Raw genomic sequence first — 25,333 nt, 5'->3', positions numbered from 1 at the left:
CCGTTCGATCAGCGTGGCGCGGGAATTTCTTCCGCCGGAGGGTGTGGGCTGCGCCACAGCGCGGGCCGTCAGGGACCGCAGTGGACGGCAGGGGGTCGTAAGGGTCGGATATCGGCCGACTGGCCCAACAGAATCGCACACACAACGACGGCGTCATTGCTTCGAATCTGTTGGAGTTTTAGTGTGACTGCGGCTCAGAAGTCCCCTGGGGCCCGCGAGTTGAGTGGTTCACCCCCGAGGAAGGTCACGGTCATGCCGCACCCGCACGCGCCGCACGCCCACCGCCCCGAACCGCCCGCCGACCGCCACCACCGCCCGGTCGTCAGCCGCCGCCGACTGCTCGAAGGCGGCGCCGCCGTCCTCGGCGCGCTCGCCCTGTCCACGCCGCCCGGCACGGCGCACGCCCACGGCCGGCCCGCCGCCACGCCGGCCACCGGCCCCCTCGCCGCACCCGACGGCACCGAGTGGAACGGCCGCATCGACGTCTTCCGGCTCGGCACCGAACCGCCGCACACCACACTGATGCCGTACGCCGGTCCCGGCCAGGCCCTGGACGCCGACCGCACCCGCTCGCCGTACCGCCTCAGCCTCGACGGCACCTGGAAGTTCGCCTACGCCGACCGCCCCGACGACCGCGACCCGGACTTCCACCGCACGGACCTCGACGACAGCGGCTGGGACACCCTGCCCGTCCCCTCCGTCTGGCAGCTGCACGGCTACGACCGCCCGGTCTACCTCAACATCACCTACCCCTACTGGGGCCCCAACGGCCTCGGCGAGGAACCGCGCCCGCCCGCCGCGCCGACCCGCTACAACCCGGTCGGCCAGTACCGCCGCACCTTCACCGTCCCGCGCTCGTGGACCGGCCGCCGCACCTTCCTGCACTTCGAGGGCGTGAAGTCGGCGCACTACGTGTGGATCAACGGCAAGCTCGCCGGCTACCACGAGGACTCGTACACGCCCGCCGAGTACGACATCACCCCGCACCTGAAGCCCGGCACCAACCAGATCGCGGTGGAGGTCTACCGCTACTCGGACGGCGACTGGCTGGAGGACCAGGACATGATCCGGCTGAGCGGCATCTTCCGCTCGGTCTACCTCTACTCCACGCCGTCCGTACACCTGCGCGACTTCAAGCTGGACACCCCGCTCAGCGCCGACTGCACCGCCGCCGAACTGAAGGTCACCGCCCACATCCGCGACTACGGCGCACCGACCGGCGGACCGGAGCGGCGGCCCGACGGCTCGCCCGGGCGGTACACCGTCGACATCACGCTCTACGACGCCGACCGCCGGCCCGTCTGGCGCCGCCCCCTCCGGCAGTCCGCCGACGTCCCGGCCGGCGGCGAGACCACCGTCGAGGCCGTCCGGGCCGTCCCCGAACCCCGCCTGTGGTCCGCCGAGGACCCCTACCTCTACACCGCCGTCCTCCAGCTGCGCGACCCCGCCGGAAAGGTGACCGAGACCCTCTCGCACCGCGTGGGCCTGCGCGAGTTCGCGCTCAAGGACGGGCTGATGCGGATCAACGGCAAGCCGGTCTCCTTCCGCGGCACCAACCGCCACGAGATGCACCCCGACCGCGGCATGGCGCTCACCCGCGCGGACATGGTGCGCGACATCCGCCTCATCAAGCGGCTCAACATGAACAGCGTGCGCACCTCGCACTACCCCGACAACCCGGTGTGGTACGAACTCGCCGACGAGTACGGCCTCTACCTCGTCGACGAGACCAACCTGGAGACCCACGGCATCCGCGACGAGTACCCCGGCGACCACCCCGAGTGGACCGAGGCCTGCCTCGCCCGCGCGCAGAACATGGTGCACCGCGACAAGAACCACGCCTCGGTGGTCATCTGGTCCCTCGGCAACGAGGCCGGCGGCGGCTCCACCTTCACCGCCATGCACGACTGGATCCGCTCCTACGACCCCACCCGCGTCATCCAGTACGAGGGCGACGACCGCCCGGGCATCAGCGACATCCGCTCCGAGATGTACGACACCCCGCAGCGCGTCGAGGCCCGCGCCAAGGACACCGCCGACACCCGGCCGTACGTGATGATCGAGTACTCCCACGCGATGGGAAACTCCAACGGCAACTTCAAGAAGTACTGGGACCTCGTCCGCCGTCACGACGTCCTCCAGGGCGGCTGGATCTGGGACTTCGCCGACCAGTCGCTGACCTGGCCCGTCCCCCCGCGCATCCTCCTCACCGAGACCGGCCCCGCCCGCCTCCAGGGCGAGATCATGGCCCCCGGCGGCACCTTCGACCGGACGAAGGGCGTCTTCGGCGGCACCGTCTTCCCCCGCGACGAGCGCCTGGACCTCACCGGCTCGCTCACGCTGGAGGCCTGGATCACCCCGCACGTCCTCGGCTACCACCAGCCCATCCTCGCCAAGGGCGACACCCAGTACGCCCTGAAGCAGACCAACCGGAACCTGGAGTTCTTCATCCACGGCGACGGCCAGTGGATCACCGCGAGCTGGGCGCTGCCCGACGACTGGACCGGCCGCGAGCACCATGTCGCGGGCGTCTACGACGCCGACGCCGGCACCCTCACCCTCCACGTCGACGGCCGGGTCCGGGCCACCCGCACCACCACCCGGCGGCCCGGCAGCACCACGGCGCCCCTCGCCCTCGCCACCGACGCCGACCACCAGACCCGCGAGTTCAGCGGCACCATCCGCCGCGCCCGCGTCTACGCCCGCGCCCTCACCGCCGCCGAACTCGCCTCCGCCGAGCGCGGCCCCGGCGACGACGGCGTACGGTTCTGGTTCGACGCGGCCACCGCCGTCCGCACCGAGAAGAAGCCCCGCGAGAAGACCTTCTTCGCCTACGGCGGCGACTGGCGCGACAACCCCAACGACGGCAACTTCGTCGCCGACGGCATCGTCACCGCCGACCGCGGCCACACCGGCAAGGCCGCCGAGATCAAACGCGTCCACCAGGCCGTGGGCGCCGCCCCCGCGGACGGCGGCCCCGGCGCGGTCACCCTCACCAACGAGTACCTGTTCACCAACCTCCGCGCCTACGACGGCCACTGGGCCCTCGTCGCCGACGGCGAGACCGTCCAGCGCGGCAGACTCACCCGGGACCAGCTCGACGTACCGCCCCTGTCCACGAAACGGATCACCCTGCCCGTACGGCTCCCGCAGGACCCGCCGCCCGGCACCGAGTTCTTCCTCGAGCTGTCCTTCACCACCAGGGAGCCCACCCCGTGGGCCGCGCGCGGCTTCGAGATCGCCCGGCAGCAGATCCCCCTCGACGCCGGCGCCCCCGAGGTGACCCCCGTGCCGCTGGACAGCGTGCCCGCGCTGCGCCACACCGACGGCGACCGCGAGATCACCGTCACGGGGGCCGCCTTCTCCGTCACCATCGACAAGCGCGCCGGCGTCCTCACCTCCTACGAGGCCGGCGGCAAGCCCCTGATCCTCTCCGGGCCCGCCCCCAACTTCTGGCGGGCCCCCACCGACAACGACAAGGGCAACGGCCAGCACATCCGCAACCAGACCTGGCGCGACGCCGGAGCCCGCCGCACCGTGTCGGACGTCCGGGCGCGCACCCTCGGCGACAAGGCCGTCGAGGTCACCGTCACCGGCACCCTCCCGACCACCGTCGCCTCCACGTTCACCACCACCTACACCGTCTTCGGCAACGGCGAGATCAAGGTCGACCACACCCTGCACCCGGGCGCGCCCAACCTGCCGTACATCCCCGAGGTCGGCGCCCTGCTCCTGTTGCCCGGCCGCCTGGAGCTGCTGCGCTACTACGGGCGCGGTCCCGAGGAGAACCACTGGGACCGCAACAACGGCACCGACGTCGGCGTGTACTCCGGCACCGTCGCCGGGCAGTGGACGCCGTACATCCGCCCCCAGGAGAACGGCAACAAGACCGACGTCCGCTGGATCGCCCTCACCGACGACAGCGGCGCCGGACTGCTGGTCACCGGCGACGGACTGCTGGAGGTCAACGCCTCCCACTTCACCCCCGAGGACCTGTCCGACGGCGTGCGCCACGACTACCAGCTCACCCCGCGCGAGGAGGTCGTCCTGCGCGTCAGCCACCGGCAGATGGGCGTCGGCGGCGACAACAGCTGGGGCGCCCACACCCACGACGAGTACAAGCTGTTCGCCGACCGCGACTACTCCTACACCTACCGGCTGCGGCCCCTCGCGGACGTCGAGGACGCGATGCGGCTCTCCCGCAGGCCCACGGCCACCGAGGGGTGAGGCGTCACCAGCGCGCTTCGAGGGTGCCGCCCGGCCCGGGCACGACCTCGGCGCCGACGGCGATCCCGTCGAGCGTCGCGTGCAGCCAGGCGCGGTCGTCGGCGGCCGGGTGCTCCAGCCGCAGGCGCCGCGCCCGGAACGGGACCATGCGCAGCCCGGCCAGCCGTCCCGTCCCCGCGTCGAGGGAGACCAGGAAGGCCAGCCGCAGGTCGTCGCGGTACTCCTCGTGGCCGGTGATTCCCTCGTAGTCGTCGATGAAGTCGCCGCAGCCGTACAGCACCGGCCGCTCCCCGTACACCTCGATCCGGCGGGGGTGGTGCGAGGAGTGGCCGTGCACCACGTCCACCCCGCCGTCGACGAGCGCGTGCGCGAAACGGACCTGCTCCTGCGGTACGCGGTAACCCCAGTTGGACCCCCAGTGCACGGAGACGACCACCAGGTCGCCGGGGCGCCTGGCCTCCCGCACCCGGCGTACGACCGCCTCGGCGGCCGGGGGAGTGGGCGCCGGCACATAGGCCACGCCGGACTGCTCCGCGGTCGCCGCCCAGCCCGGCGGGATCCCGCTGGACCTCATGCCCAGCGCGAAGACCAGCACCCGGGCACCTGAGCCGGTGTCGATCACGGCGGGCGCGTACGCCTCGTCCGCGTCCCGGCCCGCGCCCGCCGTCCGCAGCCCCGCGCCGGCCAGCGCCTCCAAGGTCTCCGCCAGGCCCCGCCGGCCGAAGTCCAGGACGTGGTTGTTGGCCAGCACGCACACATCGGGGCGGGCCACCGTCAGGGCGGGCAGGTTCGCCGGGTGCATCCGGTAGTGCACCGCCTTGCCGGGCGCGAACGCACCGTCCGCCGTCACGGCCGTCTCCAGGTTCACGATCCGCGCCGCGGGCGCCGCCTCGGCCAGGACCGCCAGCGCCTCGCCCCACGGCCACGCGGGGTCCACCGGCGCGGGCACCGGCCCGTTCACCGCCTCCGCCAGCGCCAGATAGCCGCGGGCGTCACGGACGTACTCCTCCCGCAGCCCCGGATCACCGGGGTGCGCGAGGATCTGGTCGACGCCGCGCCCGAGCATCACGTCCCCGCACAGGAACAGCGTCACGACATCGCCGCCCATCTCTCCACCGTAGGACGACACCGCGCGGGACGGCGCGTGTGGTTCGTGCCGCGGGGGAAACCCGGGGCTCCTGAGGGACCTCACAGAAGGGAGGCGTGCCATGAACACGCCTGCGCGGCGTGGCGGCGGCCCCCTGGAGCCGCGGCGGGGGCCCGGCCGGGGCGGCGGACCGTGGGACTGGGACCCGCTCGCGGAGCTGCGGCGGCTGCGGCGTGACACGGACCAGGACCGCGCCGGCGACCGCGGCACCGCGCCGGCCTGGGGCGGCGTCGCCTGGGGGCCCGCGGTCGAGGAGGAGGAGACCGACGACGCCTACGAGATCCGCGCCCGGCTGCCCGGCGTCCCGCGCGAGCGGATCGCCGTCGACGTCGACGCACACGAACTGCGGATCTCCGGTGAACTCGGCGAGGAGGAGCGGGCGCGCACCCTCTCCCGGCCCGACGGCCGCTTCCTCTACCGCACCACCCTGCCCGCGGGAGCCGACCCTGAGCGGGCCGAGGCGGAGCTGACCGACGGCGTCCTGCGGGTCCGGCTGCCCAAGTCCGCGACACCGAAACGGCGCCGCCTGCGGATCGGCGGGACGGACGGCGGGGCGGACAGTGGGACGGACGGCGGGACGGACCCGGCGACCGGACGAACGGCACCGGCAACGGAACCGTCGGGAACAGCGGAACCGACGAAAGCAACGGAAGCAACGGAAGCAACGGAACCGACGGAAGCAGCGGAGCCGACGGAAGCAGCGGAGCCGACGGAAGTAGCGGAACCGACGGCACCAGCGGCACCGGCGAGTGAGCGACCGGCCCGCGCGGCCGAGCACCAGACGCACCGGAACACGGACCGGACGGGGGCGGACACATGACGGCACGGTTCCACGACCGCGCGCACGCCGGCCGAGAGCTGGCCGAGCATCTGCGCATCCTCCAGGAGAAGGGCCTCCTCCCGCACCCCGTCGTCCTCGCCCTGCCGCGCGGTGGTGTCACCGTCGCCGAGCAGGCCGCCCGCGCCCTCGGCGCACCCCTCGACGTGCTCGTGGTCCGCAAGATCGGCGTGCCGTCCCACGAGGAGTACGGCGTCGGCGCCCTCGCCGGCGACGAGCCGCCGCTGTTCGACCGGCGGTCCCTGGAGCAGACCGGCCTCACCGAGGACGACCTCGCCCCCGTGGTGGAGCGGGAGCGGGCCGAGCTGCGCCGCCGTGAGGAGCGCTACCGCCAGGGCCGCCCCGCGCCGGAGCTGGAGGGCCGTACCGTCATCCTCGTCGACGACGGCCTCGCCACCGGCGCCACCGCCCGCGCCGCCGTGCACGCGGTGCGCCGCCGGCAGCCGGAGAGGATCGTCGTGGCCGTGCCCGTGGCCTCCCACGAGGCGGTCGAGCTGCTGCGCCACGAGGCCGACGACGTCGTCTGCCTGCTGCGGCCGAGCCCCTTCCACGCGGTGGGCCTCTGGTACGACGACTTCGGCCAGCTCACCGACGACGACGTCCTCAAGGCCCTGCACACAGGCTTAGGAGGTACCGCGATGACCGCCACGACCAGGCACGTGCGGGACGTGATGTCGCCGGGCGCGACCGCCGTCGAACCCATGACGACCCTCACCGAGGCCGCCCGGGTCATGCGCGAGCAGAACATCGGCGATGTCCTCGTGGCCTACGACTGTGATCTGTTCGGGGTCCTCACCGACCGGGACATCACGGTCCGGGCCGTCGCCGAGGGCCGCGACCCGCGGGTCACCACCGTCGGCTCGCTGTGCACCCGGCCGCCCGTGATCACCCTCGACCCGGACGACACCACCGACCACGCCGTGGAGCTGATGCGGCGGCACGCCCTGCGCCGGCTGCCCGTCGTGGAGCACGGCGGCTGCCCCGTCGGCATGGTCACCCTCGGGGACCTCGCCACCACCGAGGACCCGCACTCCGCCCTCGCCGACATCAGCCGCGCGGCCCCCAACCGCTGACGCGGCCGTCACGGCCGTGAGGAGACCCGCCGTGCACCACGACCACGCCCCGCCGGGAAACCGCACCGGCACCGAACCCGCCACCGCGCGCAGCGCACTGCGCCTGCGGCTGCTGCTGAGCGCCGCGTTCCTGCCGCTGTTTGCCGCGGCCGCCGTCCTGCTGGGCCTCTGGGCGGCGGACTCGGCACCCGGTGACAGCCCGGGCAGCGGCCCGCTGACCGTCCTCGCGGTCGTCTGCGCCGTGCTCGCCGTGGTCGCCGCCGTGGACCTGGCCGTCGTACGGCGGCGGATGCGCCGCGCAGGGGGCGGCGGCGCGCACCGCCGGAGGTAGCGGCACGGGTACCGGCACGGGCGGGGCACGGGTACCGGCACGGCTGGGGCACGGGTACCGGCATGGGCGGGGCACGGGTACCGGGACGGGCGGGGCACGGGCAGCGGCACGGGCGGGTGGTGCCGTGTCCCGGCCGGTGGCGGGCAGGCGGGCGGGGCGGAACAATCCGGACTGGCACCCACCGCTCGCACCGCACCGAAGGGACCTCGCGCATGGTTGAGCAGGACGAGCGCTTCGACGTCGTCGTACTCGGCGCCGGCCCCGGCGGGTACGTCGCCGCCATCCGCGCCGCCCAGCTGGGCAGACGCGTCGCCGTCGTCGAGGAGAAGTACTGGGGCGGCGTCTGCCTGAACGTCGGCTGCATCCCCACCAAGGCCCTGCTGCGCAACGCGGAACTCGCGCACATCGTCACCCGCGAGGCGAAGACCTTCGGCATCAGGTCGGACTCGCCGATCACCTTCGACTACGGGGAGGCGTTCCGGCGCAGCCGCAAGGTCGCCGACGGCCGGGTCAAGGGCGTCCACTACCTGATGAAGAAGAACAAGATCGCGGAGTTCGACGGCCGCGGCGTCTTCCTCGACCCGCACACCCTCCAGGTCACCGACTACGAGGGCACCACCCGCACCATCGGCTTCGACGACTGCGTCATCGCCACCGGCGCCACCCCGAGGCTGCTGCCCGGCACCAAGCGCAGCGCGCGCGTGGTGACGTACGAGGAGCAGATCCTCGCCGATGACCTGCCCCGCTCGATCGTCATCGCGGGCGCCGGCGCCATCGGCATCGAGTTCGGGTACGTCCTGCACCACTACGGCGTGAAGGTCACGATCGTCGAGTTCCTGGACCGGGTCGCCCCCACCGAGGACGCCGACGTCTCCGCGGAACTCGCCAAGCAGTACCGCCGGCTCGGCATCGACCTGCTCACCTCGACCCGCGTCGACGCCATCGACGAGTCCGGCCCGCAGGTCCGCGTCACCGTCACCGCCCAGGACGGCTCCCAGCGGGTCCTGGAGGCTGACAAGGTGCTCCAGGCGATCGGCTTCGCCCCGAACGTCGAGGGCTACGGGGTGGAGCGGACCGGGGTGAAGCTCACCGACCGGGGCGCGATCGACGTGGACGCCCGCTGCCGCACCTCGGTGCCGCACATCTACGCCATCGGCGATGTCACCGCGAAGCTGATGCTGGCGCACGCCGCCGAGGCGATGGGCGTGGTCGCCGCCGAGACCATCGCGGACGCGGAGACCATGGAACTCGACTACGCGATGATCCCGCGCGCCACCTACTGCCAGCCGCAGATCGCCAGCTTCGGCTTCACCGAGGCCCAGGCCCGCGACCTGGGATACGACGTGCAGGTCGCCAAGTTCCCGTTCACCGCGAACGGCAAGGCGCACGGCCTCGGCGACTCCACCGGGTTCGTCAAGCTGATCAGCGACGCCACGCACGGCGAGCTGATCGGCGGCCACCTCATCGGCCCGGACGTCACCGAGCTGCTGCCCGAGCTGACCCTGGCTCAGCAGTGGGACCTGACCGTCCACGAGGTGGCCCGCAACGTGCACGCCCATCCGACGCTGGGGGAGGCGGTGAAGGAGGCGGTGCACGGCCTGGCCGGACACATGATCAACTTCTGACCCCGGCACCGGGTGCCGCGTTCGGCGCATCGGCTTGCCCCGCACACCGGCTTCCGAGCCTGCCACCGGTGTCTGGACCCGGCACCGGCTTCCGGGCCTGCCACTGGCGTCCGGACCCGGCGTCGGCTTCCGGGCCTGCCACCGGCGTCCGGACCCGGCGTCGGCTTCCGGGCCTGCCACCGGCCTCCGGACCCGGCACCGGCTTCCGGACGGCACCGGCTCCCGCACCCCGCGGCCGGACCGCGTTCACCCGGACGGCCCGCACCCGCTCGCCCGTCCGCCGCCCGCGCTGTCTGCTGGCGTCGACCGGCCCCGTTCTTCCCCCGGGGCCGGCGCCGCCCGACCGGGGCGGCCGGACCCGGAGAGAACGGACAGCGGGATGAGCGAGCAGCCGCACCGGCCGCGCCAGGCCGCTCCGCCGCAGGGCGAGATCGGCACCGCCTGGACGGCCGAGCGCCGGCGCGGCACCACCGACGCGCCCGCCCCGCCCTCCGGCCACCACCACGGCCAGGGCACCGGCACCCTCGCCGGGGTGCTGATGCTGTGCGGCGGCGTCATGGCCGTGCTCCAGGGGATCGCGGCCGTCGCCGAGGACGACGTCTACGCCCGGATCGGCGGGTACGTCTACGAAGTACGCCTCACCGGCTGGGGCTGGATCCACATCGTCGTGGGCGCCCTGGTCGCCGTGACCGGCTGGGGCGTTCTCACCGGCGCGTCCCGGGCGCGGCCCGCCGGACTCGCCCTGGTCACGCTCAGCCTGGTCGGGCAGTTCCTGTTCCTGCCGTACGCGCCGCTGTGGGCGCTGGTCATGGTGGCGATCGACGTGGTCGTGCTGTGGGCGCTGACGGCGTGGACACCGGCCGCGCCGCCGTCGGCCGCGTCCGCTACTCCGCCGCGTCGCTGATCCCCAGGCGCAGATGCTCCACGTGGTAGACGGCCTGGTCGAGGAGTTCGGCCACGTGGTGGTCGTGCAGCGCGTACACCACCGACCGGCCGCGGCGCTCGCCCACCACCAGGCCCAGGTTGCGCAGCAGCCGCAGCTGATGGGAGCACGCCGACTGCTCCATGCCCACCTCGGCGGCCAACTCGGTGGCCGGCAGCGGCCCTTCGCGCAGCCGGGCGAGGATCAGCAGCCGGGACGGGGTGGACAGGGCCTGGAGCGTGGTGGCCACCTTGGCGACGTTGTCCGCGTCGAGACGGACGCGCTCGGGGGCGTTCTGCGCGCTGGTGACGGCTCCATGACCCATGGCGAGTATCTTACTCACCGCATATGAACGAATGAATGAGTCTTCATGTGTTCCTGTATGGTGGGGCGATGTGTCCGCGACTCTCGCTCCTCAGACGACCCCTGTCCGCTCCCTGACGCCGCCGCGCCGCCGCACCCGCGTCCTCGCCCTCCCCGAGGCCCGCTGGGCGCTCGCCGCGCTGGTCGCCTTCCTGGTGGGCCTCGCGCTCGACCTCGGGGGCGCGCCCGTGTGGGCCTACGGCATCCCGTACGCGGTCGCCTACGTGACCGGCGGCTGGGAGCCGGCCCTCGAAGGGCTGCGCGCCCTGCGCGAGAAGACCCTCGACGTCGACCTGCTGATGATCGTCGCCGCCCTGGGCGCGGCCGCGATCGGCCAGGTCCTCGACGGCGCCCTGCTCATCGTCATCTTCGCCACCTCCGGCGCCCTGGAGGCCCTGGCCACCGCCCGCACCGCCGACTCGGTGCGCGGCCTGCTCGACCTGGCGCCCGCCACCGCGACCCGGGTCCGCGCCGACGGCACCGAGGAGACCGTGCCGACCGCCGACCTCGCCGTCGGCGACGTCCTGCTGATCCGTCCGGGGGAGCGGATCGGCGCCGACGGCACGGTCCTGGACGGCACCAGCGAGGCCGACCAGGCCACGATCACCGGCGAGCCCCTGCCGGTGGTCAAGCGCCCCGGCGACGAGGTCTTCGCCGGCACCCTCAACGGCACCGGCTCGCTCCGGGTCCGCGTCGACCGCGACCCGGCCGACTCCGTCATCGCCCGCATCGTCACCCTGGTCGAGGAGGCGTCCCGCACCAAGGCGCCCACTCAGCTGTTCATCGAGAAGATCGAACAGCGGTACGCCGTCGGTGTGGTGGCCGCCACCCTCGCCGTCTTCGCCGTCCCCCTCGCCTTCGGCGAGAACCTCACCGAGGCCCTGCTCCGCGCGATGACCTTCATGATCGTCGCCTCTCCGTGCGCGGTCGTCCTCGCCACCATGCCGCCGCTGCTGTCCGCCATCGCCAACGCCGGCCGGCACGGCGTCCTGGTCAAGTCGGCCGTCGCGATGGAACGCCTCGGCGAGGTCGACACCACCGCCCTCGACAAGACCGGCACCCTCACCGAGGGCACCCCCGAGGTCACGGCCGTACGGCCGCTGCCCGGCTCCGGGCTCGACGAGGACCGGCTGCTGGCCCTCGCCGCCGCGGCGGAGCACCCCAGCGAGCACCCGCTGGCCCGGGCGGTCGTGGCGGCGGCGCGGGCCCGCGACCTGCCGATCGCGGCGGCGGAGGAGTTCACCGCGACGCCGGGGGAGGGGGTCACGGCGACGGTGGACGGCCGGCGGATCACGGTCGGCCGGCCGAAGGACGCCGTCCACACAGAAGACCTCGGCCAGGGCCTCCTGCCCGGCGACCAGGGCCCCGGCTCCGGTGACCCGCGCGGCGCCACCGTCGTCACCGTCACCCGCGACGGCGTCCCCGTCGGCACCCTCGCCCTCACCGACCGCCTGCGCCCCGACGCCGCGGCCACCACCGCCGAGCTGACCGCCCTCACCGGCACCGCCCCGGTCCTCCTCACCGGCGACAACGCGCACACCGCCGCCCGCGTCGCCGAGGCCACCGGGCTCACCGACGTCCGCGCGGAACTGCTGCCCGAGGACAAGGTGAAGGCCGTCCGCGCACTCCAGGAGTCCGGCCGCAAGGTGCTGTTCGTCGGCGACGGCGTCAACGACGCGCCCGCCCTCGCCGCCGCCCACTCCGGCATCGCGATGGGGCGCGCCGGGTCCGACCTGGCGCTGGAGACCGCCGACGCGGTCATCGTCCGCGACGAACTCGCCACCGTCCCCGCGGTCGTCCGCCTGTCCCGCGCCGCGCGCCGCCTGGTGGTGCAGAACCTGGTCATCGCCGGCACCTTCATCACCGTCCTCGTCGTCTGGGACCTGGCCGGCCACCTCCCGCTGCCGCTCGGCGTCGCCGGCCACGAGGGCTCGACCGTGCTGGTCGGACTGAACGGGCTGCGGCTGCTGCGCGAGTCCGCGTGGCGATCCGGGTCCGTGCAGGCCGGCCGAGGTTGATGTCGGAATCTCGCCAGCCCGCGGGCGTCCGGTGCCCGATGCTGGACGCATGCAGACGGGAATGCACACCGACACCGAGCGCTGTGTCCGCGCCGTCCAGTCCAAGGACGCCCGGTTCGACGGCTGGTTCTTCACCGCCGTCCTGACGACGGGGATCTACTGCCGGCCCAGCTGCCCGGTCGTGCCGCCCAAGCCCGAGAACATGGTGTTCCACCCGAGCGCGGCCGCCTGCCAGCAGGCCGGCTTCCGGGCCTGCAAGCGCTGCCGCCCGGACACCACCCCCGGCTCCCCGGAGTGGAACCGGCGCGCCGACACCGTCGCCCGCGCCATGCGGCTGATCGCCGACGGCGTCGTGGACCGCGAAGGCGTCCCCGGCCTCGCCGCCCGGCTCGGCTACAGCACCCGGCAGATCGAACGCCAGCTGCTCGCCGAGCTGGGCGCCGGCCCGCTCGCCCTGGCCCGCGCCCAGCGCGCCCAGACCGCCCGCCTGCTGATCGAGACGACGGCCCTGCCCATGGCGGAGATCGCCTTCGCCGCGGGCTTCGCCTCCATCCGCACCTTCAACGACACCGTCCGCGAGGTGTACGCCCTCACCCCGAGCGACCTGCGCGCCCGCACTCCGCGCGGGACCGCCCCGGCGACCCCCGGAGCGATCTCCCTCCGCCTCCCCTTCCGCGCCCCGCTCAACCCCGACAACCTCTTCGGCCACCTCGCCGCCACCGCCGTCCCCGGCGTCGAGGAATGGCGCGCCGGCGCCTACCGCCGCACCCTGCGCCTCCCGTACGGCCACGGCATCGCCGCCCTGACCCCGAAGCCGGACCACATCGCCTGCCGCCTCACCCTCACCGACCTGCGCGACCTGCCCGTCGCCATCAGCCGCTGCCGCCGCCTGCTCGATCTGGACGCCGACCCGGTCGCCGTCGACGACCGGCTGCGCACCGACCCGGTCCTCGCCCCGCTGGTCGACAAGGCACCCGGCCGGCGCGTCCCGCGCACCGTGGACGAGGCCGAGTTCGCCGTACGGGCCGTGCTCGGCCAGCAGGTGTCCACGGCCGCCGCGCGCACCCACGCCGCCCGCCTCGTCACCGCGCACGGCGAGCCGGTGGACGACCCGGAGGGCGGCCTCACCCACCTCTTCCCGGCACCGGACGCGCTCGCCGGCGCCGACCCGCAGTCCCTGGCGATGCCCCGCACCCGCCGCACCACGTTCACCACCCTGGTCCGCGAACTGGCCGACGGCTCACTCCGGTTGGGCGTGGAGAGCGACTGGGCGCAGACCCGCGCCCGGCTCCTCGCCCTGCCCGGCTTCGGCCCCTGGACGGTGGACGTCATCGCGATGCGCGCCCTCGGCGACCCCGACGCCTTCCTCCCCACCGACCTCGGCATCCGCCGCGCCGCCCGCGACCTGGGCCTGCCCGCCACCCCCGCGGCGCTCACCGCCCGCGCGGCGGCCTGGCGGCCCTGGCGGGCCTACGCCGTCCAGTACCTGTGGGCGACGGACAACCACCCCATCAACTTCCTTCCGGTCTAGGACGTCCAGTGACAGTGACCCAGCACCCTTCAGCGGCACAGCTTCCTTCAGCGACCCACCGCCCCTCGGCGCCCCAGCACCCCTCATCGGCACAGCACCCCTCGACGGCCCGGCACCGCCGGCACACGGTGATCGACAGCCCGTACGGCCCGCTGACCCTGGTCGCCGACGACGGCGTCCTGTGCGGCGTCTACATGGAGGACCAGCGCCACCGCCCCGCCGAGGACACCTTCGGCCCCCGCGACGAGCGCCCCTTCGCCGAGGCCGAGGCCCAGCTCGAGGCCTACTTCGCGGGCGAGCTGACCGAGTTCACGCTCCCGCTCCGGCTGCACGGCACCCCGTTCCAGCGCCGCGTCTGGGAGCACCTGCGCACCATCCCGTACGGCGAGACCCGCACCTACGGGCAGCTCGCCACCGCCCTCGGCAACCCCAAGGCCTCCCGCGCGGTCGGCCTCGCCAACGGCCGCAACCCCATCGGCATCATCGTCCCCTGCCACCGCGTCGTCGGCACCGACGGCAGCCTCACCGGCTACGGCGGCGGACTGGCCCGCAAACAGCGCCTGCTGGACTTCGAGGCGGGAACGGCCCTGTTCTGACCCGGGCGCCCGCCGGGCCACTCAGCCGCCGGGCGAGGACTCCGGGCCGGCCAGACGGCGCAGCAGGCCGGGCAGGGCCGTGCCGATCGGCTCGCGGATCACCTCGTCGGCCAGCTCGTCGTACGGCGTCGGCTCGGCGTTGACGATGATCAGGCGGGCGCCGTGGTCGGCGGCGACCCCCGCGAGACCGGCCGCGGGCTGCACCTGGAGGCTGGTACCGACGGCGACGAACACCTGGCACGCCTTCGTGATCGCGACGGCCTCGCCCAGCACCATCGGGTCCAGGCGTTCGCCGAACATCACCGTCGCCGGCTTGAGGATGCCGCCGCACTCCCGGCACGGCGGGTCCGGCTCCCCGGCGTCGAGCCGGGCCAGGGCGTCCTCCATGGGGCCGCGCGCGTGGCACGCCGTACACACGTACCGGCGTGCCGTGCCGTGCAGTTCCAGCACCTTGCGGTCGGGCATCCCGGCCAGCTGGTGCAGGCCGTCCACGTTCTGGGTGATCACCCGCACCGGCACCCCGGACCGCTCCAGCTCCGCCACCGCCAGATGCGCCGCGTTCGGCCGGGCGTCCAGCGTCCCGGCCTGGCGGCGCATCCGCCAGGAGCGGCGGCGGATCTCCGGATCACCCATGTAGTACTCGTACGTCACCAGCTTCTCGGCCTGCGGATCCCGCTGCCAGAGGCCGTTCGGGCCGCGGTAGTCGGGGATGCCGGAGTCGGTGGAGATCCCCGCTCCGGTCAGCAGGGCGACGAGGGGCTTGCTCATGGCGCCGAGCGTAGGCCGGGCCGGACGGCCGATGCGAACGCATATCCGGAAGGTGGAGGCCGGTGCTAGGGTCCGCGCATGGCCAAGGTCACCGTCTCGCTCGACGCCGAACTCGTCGTGGAAGCCATGGTGCTCGCCGGTGTCGGCAGCCCCCAGGACGCGGTCGAACTCGTCCTGCGCGACTACATCCAGCGCGGCCACCGCACCGAGGCCCGCCTCGCCGCCCGCGACGAGGCGCTGCGCGAGGTCGACGTCAAGCCGCGCGACGAGGGCTGAGCCCCGTCGCACGGGTCACGCCACGCGCCGGCCGTTCTCCAGCTCCACCGGACCCGAGCCGTCCGCCAGGACGTCCAGGGCGGCCAGGACGCGGTGGCCCAGGGCGTCCGGCAGGTAGTCGGTCAGCTCCTCGCGGGGGACCAGCCGCCAGGACAGCAGTTCCTCCTCCTGGAGCCGGATGGCCTTGAAGTCGTCCTCGTCGAGCACACCGCCGTCGTACAGATACGCCACCAGCGGCGGCCGGCCCGGTCCCTGCACCCAGTCCACGGCGAGGAGCCGGCCGATCGTGCGGTCGAGGCCGATCTCCTCGGCCGTCTCGCGGCGCGCGCCCTGGCGCGGGGTCTCGCCGTCGTCGGACTCGACGGTGCCGCCCGGCAGCGCCCAGCCCTCCCGGTAGTTGGGTTCGACGAGCAGCACCCGTCCCTCGGCGTCCCGGAAGAGCGCGGCGGCCCCGGCGAGCACCCGGGGCAGGCCGGCGATGTACGCGGCGAAGTCCTGAGCGTTGGTCATCCTGGAAGGGTAACCAGCGCGCGGGCCGCCATCCCCGGCGCACGAAGCCCGCCGTGCGGCAGCGCGCCGCCCCGCACCTCACCCGCGCCGCCCTACGCCTCCGCCCGCGCCAGCCGCAGCGTCCGCTCCGCCAGCTCGCTGATCCGCACCCCGTCGAAGCCGAACACCGCGCTGCGCACCGTGTCCCGCAGCGGTTCCGTCCACTGCGGCGGGATGCCCCGCGCACCGCCCAGCACCCCGGCCACCGAGCCCGCCGTGGCCCCGTTGGAGTCGGTGTCGAGACCGCCGCGCACGGTGAGCGCGATCGTGCGGGTGAAGTCGCCGTCGCCGTACAGCAGCCCCGCGGTGAGCACGGCCGCGTTCGGCACCACGTGGATCCAGTGCAGCCCCGCGGTCTCCTCGGACACCGTCGCCAGCGTGTCCTGCCAGCCCATCCCGGTGTCGTGCAGCGAGACCACCCGGCGCACGGCGCGCGCCAGCCGGCTGCCCGCCGGGACGACGCCCAGCGCCGTGTCGACGGCGTGCCGGACCGTGGGCGCGGTGAACGCGGCGGAGATCAGCGCCGCCGCCCACATCGCGCCGTAGACGCCGTTGCCGGTGTGCGAGAGCACCGCGTCCCGGCGGGCCAGCGACGCCGCCTCCCGCGGGGCGCCGGGGTGGGTCCAGCCGTGCACGTCGGCGCGGATCAGGGCGCCGATCCACTCCTGGTAGGGGTTGTCGTACGTCGCGGTCAGCGGCGGCCGCCGCCCGTTCGCGAGATTGCGGTAGGCGGCGCGCTCCGCCGTGAAGGTCTGCAGATACGGCAGCCGCAGCAGCCACAGGTCGCCCACCTGCTCGGTGCTGAAGCCGAAGCCGTACGTCTCCAGCAGGTGCAGCCCGAGGATCGCGTAGTCGACGTCGTCGTCGCGGCAGCTGCCGTCGACCCGGCCGCGGACGCACGCGCGCCACTCCGGGCGCAGCGGCGGCAGGTCGTGGGCGTCGGCGGGCGGCTCGGGCAGGTAGTCGGTCAGCGGCAGGCCGCCGCCGGCGCGGCGCAGATAGCGGTCGATGCGCTCGCGGGTCCACACCTCGCCCTGCTCGACCGGCTTGCCCAGCATGTTGCCCGCGATCCGGCCCAGCCAGCCGCCGAGGACACGGTCGGCGAGGTCCGGTGGCGTGCCTGGAGAGGTCATGACTGACGGGTTACCCGTTTCGCGTGCCCGCCACCGGCCCGCCGGACGGCGTTCCACGCTCCGGGCAGGGGCATGACGGCGGGGGCGCCTTGCGGTTATGGTCGCAGCGGCGCGACTGCCTTGACGTGGGCAAGGCTCGAAGAGCAAGGGGAAAAGCAAGGTGGCTGACGCTGCACAGGACGGCGCCCGCAGGGTGCTCGTCGCCGCGGACAAGTTCAAGGGCTCGCTGACCGCCGTACAGGTCGCCGAGCGGGTCACCGCCGGGCTGCGCCGGGTCGTACCGGACCTCGCCGTCGAGGCGATGCCCGTGGCCGACGGCGGCGACGGCACCGTGGCCGCGGCGGTCGCCGCCGGGTTCGAGCGCCGTGAGGTGCGGGTCGCGGGGCCGCTGGGCGACGAGGTGACCGCCGCGTTCGCGCTGCGCGGGGACACCGCGGTCGTGGAGATGGCGGAGGCCAGCGGGCTTCAGCGGCTGCCGGAGGGCGTCTTCGCCGCGCTGACCGCGTCCACGTACGGCTCGGGCGAGCTGCTGCGCGCCGCGCTGGACGCCGGGGCGCGCTCGATCGTCTTCGGCGTCGGCGGCAGCGCGACGACGGACGGCGGCGCGGGCATGCTGGCCGCGCTCGGGGCGCGGTTCCTCGACGCCGAGGGCGCGCCGGTGCCGCCCGGCGGCGGAGGCCTCGCCGCCCTCGCCTCGGCGGACCTGTCCGGCCTCGACCCGCGCCTCGCCGAGATCGAGCTGGTCCTCGCCAGCGACGTCGACAACCCGCTGACCGGCCCGAAGGGCGCTCCGGCGGTGTACGGCCCGCAGAAGGGCGCCTCGCCGGACGACGTGGCCGCCCTGGACGCGGCGCTCGCGCACTACGCGAAGGTGCTCTCCGGGACGCCCGGCGTCGGCGCGAAGGCCGCCGAGTACGCCGAGTCGCCGGGCGCGGGCGCGGCCGGCGGCATCGGGTACGGCGCGCTGCTGATCGGCGCCCGCTTCCGGCCCGGTATCGAGGTCATGCTGGACGTCCTCGGGTTCGCCCCGGCGCTGGAGCGGGCCGACCTCGTGATCACCGGCGAGGGCTCCCTCGACGAGCAGACCCTGCACGGCAAGGCCCCCGCGGGCGTCGCCGCGGCCGCCCGGGCGGCCGGCAAGGAGGTCGTCGCGGTCTGCGGACGGCTGGCGCTGGCGCCCGAGGCGCTGGGGCGGGCGGGGATCCGCCGCGCGTACCCCCTGACGGAGGTGGAGCCGGACGTGGCGAAGTGCATCGCCGACGCCGGACCGATCCTGGAGCGGGTGGCGGAGTCCATCGCGCGGGACTTCCTGAGCTGAGACCGCGGGCGGGGCCATTCTGCGCCCTGCCTCTCGTCCCCGGGGGCTGCCGCCCCCGGACCCCCGCTTCGGCCCTGGACGGGCCTCGTCCTCAAGCGCCGGACGGGCTGGTTTTCCGCACCCCGCCCTGATAGCGCGCCCCGCCCCTCCTCCACACGCGAAAGGCCCCGAACCATCAGGTCCGGGGCCTTTCGTCGTCGTAGGACCGCTACGGCAGCTGTGCCGCCCGCGCCTCGCGTCGGTTGTCGCGGAAGTTGTTCACCCGGCGGGCCGTGGCGAACAGGGGGATCACCGCGCCGAGGACCAGCTGGAGCGCGCAGCCGGTCTGGAGGAGCAGCTGGCCGCCGGGGGCGTCGAAGGCCCAGGCGGCGAGGAGACCCATCGCGGAGACGATCCAGGAGAGCATCGCGACCGCCAGCGGGCCGCGAGGCTTCGGGTACTCGACCCGGCTGACCATCAGCCACGCCGTGCCGAGGATCGCCAGCAGGGTCGCCACGAAGGGCAGCTCCAGCAGGACGATCGAGACCACCGTCAGCGCGCCGAAGGGGCTCGGCATGCCCTGGAAGGTGCCGTCCTTGACCGTGACGCAGCTGAATCTCGCGAGCCTGAGCACCACCGCCAGCAGCACGACGATCGCGCCGACCGCCGCCACCCGCTGGTGCGCGTCGTCCGCGACCATGCCGTAGACCAGGACGAAGTACGCCGGCGCCAGGCCGAAGCTGATCAGGTCCGAGAGGTTGTCCAGCTCCGCGCCCATCGGCGACGAGCGCAGCTTGCGCGCCACCAGGCCGTCGAACAGGTCGAAGACCGCCGCGCACAGCATCAGGATCACCGCCGTGGCCGCGCTGTGGCGGGCCATGCCGGTCTCCTGGCTCCCCGTGAGGTGCGGGATCAGGATGCCGGTGGTGGTGAAGTACACCGCCATGAAGCCGCACGTGGCGTTGCCGAGGGTGAGCGTGTCCGCTATCGACAGGCGGAGCGAGAGCGGCATCTCCTCCTCGTCGTCCTCGATGGCCTCGGGGACCCAGCCCGGCTGCGCCTCCGGATCAGTCACGGTCAATGCGAGTCACCCCAGCCACTGTCTTCTGGCCGACCTCCACCGCGACCTCCACGCCCTCCGGCAGGTACAGGTCGACCCGCGAGCCGAAGCGGATCAGGCCGATCCGCTCGCCCTGCTCCACCTTGGTGCCCTCGGGGACGTACGGCACGATCCGGCGGGCGACCGCGCCGGCGATCTGGATCATCTCGATGTCGCCCAGCTCGGTGTCGAAGTGCCACACGACCCGCTCGTTGTTCTCGCTCTCCTTGTTGAAAGCGGGAACGAAACCGCCCGGGATGTGCTCCACCGACGTCACCGTGCCCGCCAGGGGCGCGCGGTTGACGTGGACGTTGAGCGGGCTCATGAAGATCGCGACCCGGGTCCGGCCGTCCTTCCACGGCATGATGCTCTGCACCACACCGTCGGCGGGCGAGATGACCCGGCCCGTGGCGATCTCGCGCTCGGGGTCGCGGAAGAACCACAGCATCCCCGCCGCGAGCGCGGTGGCGGGAACGGCGACGGCCTTGGCGGCGCCGGAGCGGCGCGCCCGGGCCAGGCTGAGGGCTGCGGTGGCGACGGTCGGCAGAAGCCACGGCGATGCTCCGCGCGCGAGGCGTACGCCGACTCGGCTGTCGCGAGGTGCAGAGGTTTGGCTGTGGGGCATGGATGACCTTCGTAGCGGAATGATGCCGCGCTTCTGACGGGGGGACGGCGGCTTTCCCGCGATCGTAGCGGCTAACCGCCACAACTGGGTAAGTCAGGAAGCCGAGTCGGCGGCCGAAGAGTGCCTACGGGGTGTGATCTTCTTCTCGAAGAAAACACCCCGTCCCGGACATTCAGCCCTGGAATCGATACTCTTCGAGCAGCCTGCGCCCGATGATCATTTTCTGGATCTCGGCGGTACCTTCACCGATGAGCAGCATCGGTGCCTCGCGGTAGAGGCGCTCGATCTCGTACTCCTTGGAGAAGCCGTAGCCGCCGTGGATCCGGAAGGCGTCCTCGACGACCTCCTTGCAGTACTCGGAGGCGAGGTACTTCGCCATCCCTGCTTCGAGGTCGTTTCGCTCCCCGGAGTCCTTTTTGCGCGCTGCGTTCACCATCATGGCATGAGCGGCCTCGACCTTGGTAGCCATCTCGGCGAGCTTGAACTGGATCGCCTGGTGCTGGGCGATCGGCTTGCCGAAAGTGTGACGCTGCTGGGCGTACTGGACACCCAGTTCGAACGCACGCTGAGCGACGCCGCAGCCACGCGCCGCGACATTGACGCGGCCGACCTCGACGCCGTCCATCATCTGGTAAAAACCGCGTCCGGTGACTCCGCCGAGCACCCGGTCGGCGGGAATCCGCAGGCCATCCATGATGAGCTCGGTGGTGTCCACCCCCTTGTACCCCATCTTGTCGATCTTGCCCGGAATGGTCAGACCCGGGCGGACCTCACCGAAGCCGGGCTCCTTCTCGACGAGGAAGGTGGTCATCGACTTGTGGGGCGCGGTGCCCTCGGGGTGTCCTTCGTCACTTCGCACCAGGACGGCCACCAGCGAGGACGTGCCGCCGTTCGTCAGCCACATCTTCTGGCCCGTGAGGACGTACTCGTCGCCGTCCCTGACCGCCTTCGATGTGATCGCCGACACATCGGAGCCCAGCCCCGGCTCCGACATCGAGAAGGCGCCGCGGATGTCGCCGGCCGCCATGCGCGGCAGGAAGTGGTCCTTCTGCTCCTGCGTGCCGTGCTGCTTGAGCATGTACGCCACGATGAAGTGCGTGTTGATGATGCCGGAGACCGACATCCAGCCGCGGGCGATCTCCTCCACGCACAGCGCGTACGTCAGCAGCGACTCGCCCAGACCCCCGTACTCCTCGGGGATCATCAGACCGAACAGCCCCAGCTCCTTCAGGCCGTCCACGATCGCTTGCGGGTACTCGTCGCGGTGCTCCAGCTCCGTCGCGACGGGAATGATCTCCTTGTCCACGAACTCCCGGACCGTGGAGAGGATCTCCCGCTGGACGTCCGTGAGGCCGTGGGTCTGGGCGAGACGGGCCATGGCTACTTCTCCTGCTGCTTCAGCTCAGGGCGGCCCGGCTGCTCGCCGCCGCGCTCCTTGATGTACGTCTCGGTGGGCACCATCACCTTGCGGCGGAACACGCACACCAGCGTGCCGTCCTGCTTGTAGCCCTTGGTCTCGACGTAGACGATGCCGCGGTCGTTCTTCGACTTCGACGGCCACTTGTCGAGCACGGTCGTCTCGCCGTAGACCGTGTCGCCGTGGAAGGTCGGCGCCACGTGCTTCAGCGACTCGATCTCCAGGTTGGCGATCGCCTTGCCGGAGATGTCCGGCACGCTCATGCCGAGCAGCAGGGAGTAGATGTAGTTCCCCACGACGACGTTCTTGCCGAAGTCCGTCGTCTTCTCCGCGTAGTTCGCGTCCAGGTGGAGCGGGTGGTGGTTCATGGTGAGGAGACAGAACAGGTGGTCGTCGTACTCGGTGACCGTCTTGCCCGGCCAGTGCTTGTACACCGCGCCGACCTCGAACTCCTCGTAGGTGCGTCCGAACTGCATGGCGCTCAGCCCTCCGGGATCTCGAACGTGCTGGTGCGCCGCATCCCGGCGGCGCGGCCCTTGCCCGCGATGACCAGGGCCATCTTGCGGCTGGCCTCGTCGATCATCTCGTCGCCGAGCATCGCCGAGCCCTTCTTGCCGCCCGCCTCGGACGTGTAGTAGTCGTACGCGTCCAGGATCAGCTCGGCGTGGTCGTAGTCCTCCTGGGAGGGCGAGAAGACCTCGTTGGCGGCGTCCACCTGGCCCGGGTGCAGCACCCACTTGCCGTCGAAGCCGAGCGCGGCGGCGCGGCCGGCGACCTCGCGGAAGCCGTCGACGTTGCGGATCTGCAGGTAGGGGCCGTCGATCGCCTGCAGATCGTTGGCGCGGGCCGCCATCAGGATCTTCATCAGGATGTAGTGGTAGGCGTCCGCCGGGTAGCCGGGCGGCTGCTCGCCCACCACCAGCGACTTCATGTTGATCGACGCCATGAAGTCGGCCGGGCCGAAGATGATCGTCTCGATGCGCGGGGAGGCCTGCGCGATCTCGTTGACGTTGTTCAGGCCCTGCGCGTTCTCGATCTGCGCCTCGATGCCGATCCGGCCGACCTCGAAGCCCATGGTCTTCTCGATCTGGGTGAGGAGGAGGTCCAGCGCGACGACCTGCTGGGCGTTCTGGACCTTGGGCAGCATGATGCAGTCCAGGTTCGGTCCGGCGCCCTCGACGACCGTGACGACGTCGCGGTACGTCCACTCGGTCGTCCAGTCGTTGACGCGGACCACGCGCGTCTTGCCGGTCCAGTCACCCTCGTTGAGGAACTTCACGATGGTGTGCCGCGCCTCGGGCTTGGCGAGCGGCGCGCACGCGTCCTCCAGGTCCAGGAAGACCTGGTCCGCCGGGAGGCCCTGCGCCTTCTCCAGGAAGCGCGGGTTCGAGCCCGGTACGGCCAGGCAGGAGCGCCGCGGGCGAAGGCGGTTGACGGTGGTCATGCGGGGACCTCCAGGGGGTCGAGCTTGTTCGCTTTCCGGATCTCGTCGACGATGCGGCCGATGATTCCGGTGATGTCGAAGTCCTTCGGGGTGAAGACCGCGGCCACTCCGGCGGCGCGCAGCTGTTCGGCGTCACCGTTCGGGATGATGCCACCTGCGATCACCGGGATATCTGTGGCACCGGCCACACGCAGCCGGTCGAGCACGTCCGGCACCAGCTGCGCGTGGGAGCCGGAGAGGATGGACAGGCCGACCGCGTGCACGTCCTCCGCGAGGGCGGCGTCCACGATCTGCTCCGGGGTGAGCCGGATGCCCTGGTAGACCACCTCGAAGCCAGCGTCGCGGGCCCGCACGGCGATCTGCTCGGCGCCGTTGGAGTGCCCGTCCAGGCCCGGCTTGCCGACCAGGAAGCGCAGCTTGCCCACACCCATCTCGCGGGCGGTCAGCTCCACCTTGCGGCGCACCTCGGCCAGCTGGGAGCCCTCCTCGGCAGGGACGGCCACCGGGGCCGACGAGACACCCGTGGGCGCCCGGAACTCGCCGAACACCTCGCGCAGGGCCCCGGCCCACTCGCCGGTCGTGACCCCGGCGCGGGCGCACTCCAGGGTGGCCTCCATCAGGTTCTCGGTGCCGCGCGCGGCCTCCTTCAGCCGCTCCAGCGCCTTGCAGGGGCGCGGGTGGTTGAACGGCGGCTGGTAGCGGGTGTCCCGCCAGTGCCGCAGCGACTCGACGACGCGGGCCTCGACGGCCGGGTCGACCGTCTGGATCGCCGTGTCCAGGTCGGCGGTCAGCGGGTTGGGCTCGGTCGACTCGAAGATGTTGACGCCGACGATCTTCTCCTGGCCGGACTCGATCCGCGCCCGGCGCTCGGCGTGCGAGGCGACCAGCTGCGACTTGAGGTAGCCGGACTCGACGGCCGCCATCGCGCCGCCCATCTCCTGGATGCGGTCGATCTCCGCCAGCGAGGCCTCGACCAGCTCGGCGACCTTCGCCTCGATCACCTTCGAGCCCTCGAAGATGTCGTCGTACTCCAGCAGGTCGCTCTCGTAGGCGAGCACCTGCTGGATGCGCAGCGACCACTGCTGGTCCCAGGGGCGGGGCAGGCCGAGGGCCTCGTTCCAGGCCGGCAGCTGGACGGCGCGGGCGCGGGCGTCCTTGGACAGCGTCACGGCCAGCATCTCCAGCACGATCCGCTGGACGTTGTTCTCCGGCTGCGCCTCGGTCAGACCGAGGGAGTTGACCTGGACGCCGTAGCGGAAGCGGCGCTGCTTGGGGTTCTCGATGCCGTACCGCTCACGGGTGATCTTGTCCCAGATGCGGCCGAACGCCCGCATCTTGCACATCTCCTCGACGAAGCGGACGCCCGCGTTGACGAAGAAGGAGATGCGGGCGACGACATCGCCCATGCGCTCCTGCGGCACCTGCCCGGAGTCGCGCACGGCGTCGAGGACGGCGATCGCGGTGGACATCGCGTACGCGATCTCCTGCACCGGCGTGGCCCCGGCCTCCTGCAGGTGGTAGCTGCAGATGTTGATCGGGTTCCACTTCGGGATGTGGGAGACCGTGTACGCGATCATGTCCGTCGTCAGCCGGAGTGACGGGCCCGGCGGGAACACATGGGTGCCGCGGGACAGGTACTCCTTGACGATGTCGTTCTGGGTCGTCCCCTGGAGCCTGGTGATGTCCGCGCCCTGCTCCTCGGCGACGACCTGGTAGAGCGCCAGCAGCCACATGGCGGTGGCGTTGATCGTCATCGAGGTGTTCATCTGCTCCAGGGGGATGTCCTGGAACAGCCGGCGCATGTCACCGAGGTGCGCGACGGGCACCCCGACCCGGCCGACCTCGCCGCGGGCGAGGATGTGGTCCGGGTCGTAGCCGGTCTGGGTCGGCAGGTCGAACGCCACCGACAGACCCGTCTGGCCCTTGGCGAGGTTGCGCCGGTACAGCTCGTTGGACGCCTCGGCCGTGGAGTGACCGGCGTAGGTGCGCATGAGCCACGGCCGGTCCTTCTCCCGCCTGCCGTCGGCGGGCTGACGCTCAGTCATCTATGACCC

At 72.8% G+C, this 25,333-nt stretch carries 22 protein-coding genes and 1 pseudogene; 12 read left to right on the top strand and 11 right to left on the bottom strand.

Going from position 1 to position 25,333, the window contains the following annotated elements; translation table 11 throughout:
- The first annotated feature begins 252 nt into the window (after window positions 1-252).
- Entirely contained in the window at window positions 253-4,227 is a 3,975-nt protein-coding gene (locus AB0K92_RS16440) for a glycoside hydrolase family 2 TIM barrel-domain containing protein (protein ID WP_365923353.1), read from the top strand.
- 4 nt (window positions 4,228-4,231) lie between these two features.
- Here AB0K92_RS16440 and AB0K92_RS16435 read toward each other — a convergent pair whose 3' ends face one another.
- Entirely contained in the window at window positions 4,232-5,335 is a 1,104-nt protein-coding gene (locus tag AB0K92_RS16435; RefSeq protein ID WP_365923351.1) for a CapA family protein, read from the bottom strand.
- A gap of 100 nt (window positions 5,336-5,435) precedes the next feature.
- Between AB0K92_RS16435 and AB0K92_RS16430 the strand changes: the two genes are divergently transcribed.
- The 6 genes and pseudogenes from AB0K92_RS16430 (at window position 5,436) to AB0K92_RS16405 (ending at window position 10,145) form a co-directional block, all read left to right on the top strand.
- A complete protein-coding gene (locus AB0K92_RS16430) occupies window positions 5,436-6,194 on the top strand; it encodes an Hsp20/alpha crystallin family protein (RefSeq protein WP_365923349.1) in 759 nt (252 codons plus the stop codon).
- Window positions 6,191-6,829 (top strand): annotated as a pseudogene (locus tag AB0K92_RS16425) (phosphoribosyltransferase family protein); the annotation flags it as partial. The gene AB0K92_RS16430 and the pseudogene AB0K92_RS16425, both read left to right, overlap by 4 nt.
- A gap of 21 nt (window positions 6,830-6,850) precedes the next feature.
- Window positions 6,851-7,285 (top strand): CBS domain-containing protein, encoded by a 435-nt coding sequence (locus AB0K92_RS16420; protein WP_166005384.1) that lies wholly within the window; start codon window positions 6,851-6,853, stop codon window positions 7,283-7,285.
- Window positions 7,286-7,316: 31 nt separating this feature from the next.
- Window positions 7,317-7,616 (top strand): DUF6343 family protein, encoded by a 300-nt coding sequence (locus tag AB0K92_RS16415; RefSeq protein ID WP_365923348.1) that lies wholly within the window; start codon window positions 7,317-7,319, stop codon window positions 7,614-7,616.
- Between the two features lie 212 nt (window positions 7,617-7,828).
- The gene (gene lpdA, locus AB0K92_RS16410; RefSeq protein WP_365923346.1) at window positions 7,829-9,241 is read left to right on the top strand and encodes a dihydrolipoyl dehydrogenase; all 1,413 of its coding nucleotides are present in this window, start codon (window positions 7,829-7,831) and stop codon (window positions 9,239-9,241) included.
- A 379-nt stretch (window positions 9,242-9,620) separates the two neighbouring features.
- Window positions 9,621-10,145: a hypothetical protein gene (locus tag AB0K92_RS16405; RefSeq protein ID WP_365923344.1), complete on the top strand. Its 525-nt coding sequence runs from the start codon at window positions 9,621-9,623 to the stop codon at window positions 10,143-10,145.
- Here AB0K92_RS16405 and AB0K92_RS16400 read toward each other — a convergent pair.
- Complete coding sequence (locus tag AB0K92_RS16400; RefSeq protein ID WP_365923342.1) at window positions 10,126-10,488, bottom strand: metalloregulator ArsR/SmtB family transcription factor; 363 nt, start codon at window positions 10,486-10,488, stop codon at window positions 10,126-10,128. The two genes, AB0K92_RS16405 and AB0K92_RS16400, sit on opposite strands and share 20 nt — an antisense overlap.
- A gap of 70 nt (window positions 10,489-10,558) precedes the next feature.
- On the opposite strand from AB0K92_RS16400, the gene AB0K92_RS16395 reads away from it, so the two are divergent.
- The 3 genes from AB0K92_RS16395 (at window position 10,559) to AB0K92_RS16385 (ending at window position 14,671) form a co-directional block, all read left to right on the top strand.
- On the top strand, window positions 10,559-12,544 hold the full coding sequence (locus AB0K92_RS16395) for a heavy metal translocating P-type ATPase (protein ID WP_365923340.1): 1,986 nt from the start codon (window positions 10,559-10,561) through the stop codon (window positions 12,542-12,544).
- A gap of 49 nt (window positions 12,545-12,593) precedes the next feature.
- Window positions 12,594-14,075 carry an AlkA N-terminal domain-containing protein gene (locus AB0K92_RS16390; RefSeq protein ID WP_365923338.1) on the top strand — a complete coding sequence of 494 codons (1,482 nt, stop codon included), beginning with the start codon at window positions 12,594-12,596 and terminating at the stop codon, window positions 14,073-14,075.
- 128 nt (window positions 14,076-14,203) lie between these two features.
- Window positions 14,204-14,671 carry a methylated-DNA--[protein]-cysteine S-methyltransferase gene (locus AB0K92_RS16385; RefSeq protein WP_166003125.1) on the top strand — a complete coding sequence of 156 codons (468 nt, stop codon included), beginning with the start codon at window positions 14,204-14,206 and terminating at the stop codon, window positions 14,669-14,671.
- Window positions 14,672-14,692: 21 nt separating this feature from the next.
- On the opposite strand, the gene AB0K92_RS16380 is transcribed toward AB0K92_RS16385, so the two are convergent.
- The gene (locus AB0K92_RS16380) at window positions 14,693-15,439 is read right to left on the bottom strand and encodes a Sir2 family NAD-dependent protein deacetylase (protein ID WP_365923335.1); all 747 of its coding nucleotides are present in this window, start codon (window positions 15,437-15,439) and stop codon (window positions 14,693-14,695) included.
- Between the two features lie 78 nt (window positions 15,440-15,517).
- Here AB0K92_RS16380 and AB0K92_RS16375 point away from each other — a divergent pair, with 78 nt between their 5' ends.
- Window positions 15,518-15,715, top strand: coding sequence for a type II toxin-antitoxin system VapB family antitoxin (locus AB0K92_RS16375; protein WP_365923333.1), 198 nt, complete (start codon window positions 15,518-15,520; stop codon window positions 15,713-15,715).
- A gap of 15 nt (window positions 15,716-15,730) precedes the next feature.
- On the opposite strand, the gene AB0K92_RS16370 is transcribed toward AB0K92_RS16375, so the two are convergent.
- The gene (locus tag AB0K92_RS16370) at window positions 15,731-16,225 is read right to left on the bottom strand and encodes an NUDIX hydrolase (protein WP_166003128.1); all 495 of its coding nucleotides are present in this window, start codon (window positions 16,223-16,225) and stop codon (window positions 15,731-15,733) included.
- A 92-nt stretch (window positions 16,226-16,317) separates the two neighbouring features.
- Window positions 16,318-17,397, bottom strand: coding sequence for an ADP-ribosylglycohydrolase family protein (locus AB0K92_RS16365; RefSeq protein ID WP_365923331.1), 1,080 nt, complete (start codon window positions 17,395-17,397; stop codon window positions 16,318-16,320).
- 160 nt (window positions 17,398-17,557) lie between these two features.
- On the opposite strand from AB0K92_RS16365, the gene AB0K92_RS16360 reads away from it, so the two are divergent.
- Window positions 17,558-18,715: a glycerate kinase gene (locus AB0K92_RS16360; RefSeq protein ID WP_365923329.1), complete on the top strand. Its 1,158-nt coding sequence runs from the start codon at window positions 17,558-17,560 to the stop codon at window positions 18,713-18,715.
- 208 nt (window positions 18,716-18,923) lie between these two features.
- Here the strand turns inward: AB0K92_RS16360 and pssA are convergent, their stop codons facing one another.
- The 6 genes from pssA to AB0K92_RS16330 all read right to left on the bottom strand — a co-directional run bounded on the left by pssA (window position 18,924) and on the right by AB0K92_RS16330 (window position 25,324).
- On the bottom strand, window positions 18,924-19,775 hold the full coding sequence (pssA, locus tag AB0K92_RS16355) for a CDP-diacylglycerol--serine O-phosphatidyltransferase (protein ID WP_166003131.1): 852 nt from the start codon (window positions 19,773-19,775) through the stop codon (window positions 18,924-18,926).
- The gene (locus tag AB0K92_RS16350; protein WP_166003132.1) at window positions 19,762-20,418 is read right to left on the bottom strand and encodes a phosphatidylserine decarboxylase; all 657 of its coding nucleotides are present in this window, start codon (window positions 20,416-20,418) and stop codon (window positions 19,762-19,764) included. Before AB0K92_RS16350 ends, pssA begins: the two co-directional genes overlap by 14 nt.
- A 172-nt stretch (window positions 20,419-20,590) precedes the next feature.
- The gene (locus tag AB0K92_RS16345; protein WP_365923327.1) at window positions 20,591-21,796 is read right to left on the bottom strand and encodes an acyl-CoA dehydrogenase family protein; all 1,206 of its coding nucleotides are present in this window, start codon (window positions 21,794-21,796) and stop codon (window positions 20,591-20,593) included.
- Between the two features lie 2 nt (window positions 21,797-21,798).
- A complete protein-coding gene (locus AB0K92_RS16340) occupies window positions 21,799-22,311 on the bottom strand; it encodes a MaoC family dehydratase (RefSeq protein WP_365923325.1) in 513 nt (170 codons plus the stop codon).
- 5 nt (window positions 22,312-22,316) lie between these two features.
- Window positions 22,317-23,279 carry a CoA ester lyase gene (locus tag AB0K92_RS16335; RefSeq protein WP_166003135.1) on the bottom strand — a complete coding sequence of 321 codons (963 nt, stop codon included), beginning with the start codon at window positions 23,277-23,279 and terminating at the stop codon, window positions 22,317-22,319.
- Window positions 23,276-25,324: a protein meaA gene (locus AB0K92_RS16330; protein WP_365923322.1), complete on the bottom strand. Its 2,049-nt coding sequence runs from the start codon at window positions 25,322-25,324 to the stop codon at window positions 23,276-23,278. Before AB0K92_RS16330 ends, AB0K92_RS16335 begins: the two co-directional genes overlap by 4 nt.
- Between the last annotated feature and the right edge of the window lie 9 nt (window positions 25,325-25,333).

The organism is Streptomyces sp. NPDC052687, assembly GCF_040678395.1.
Taxonomy (GTDB): Bacteria; Actinomycetota; Actinomycetes; order Streptomycetales; family Streptomycetaceae; genus Streptomyces.
Note: the sequence above shows the minus strand (reverse complement) of the source record. Positions and strands in the feature narration are given on the sequence as shown.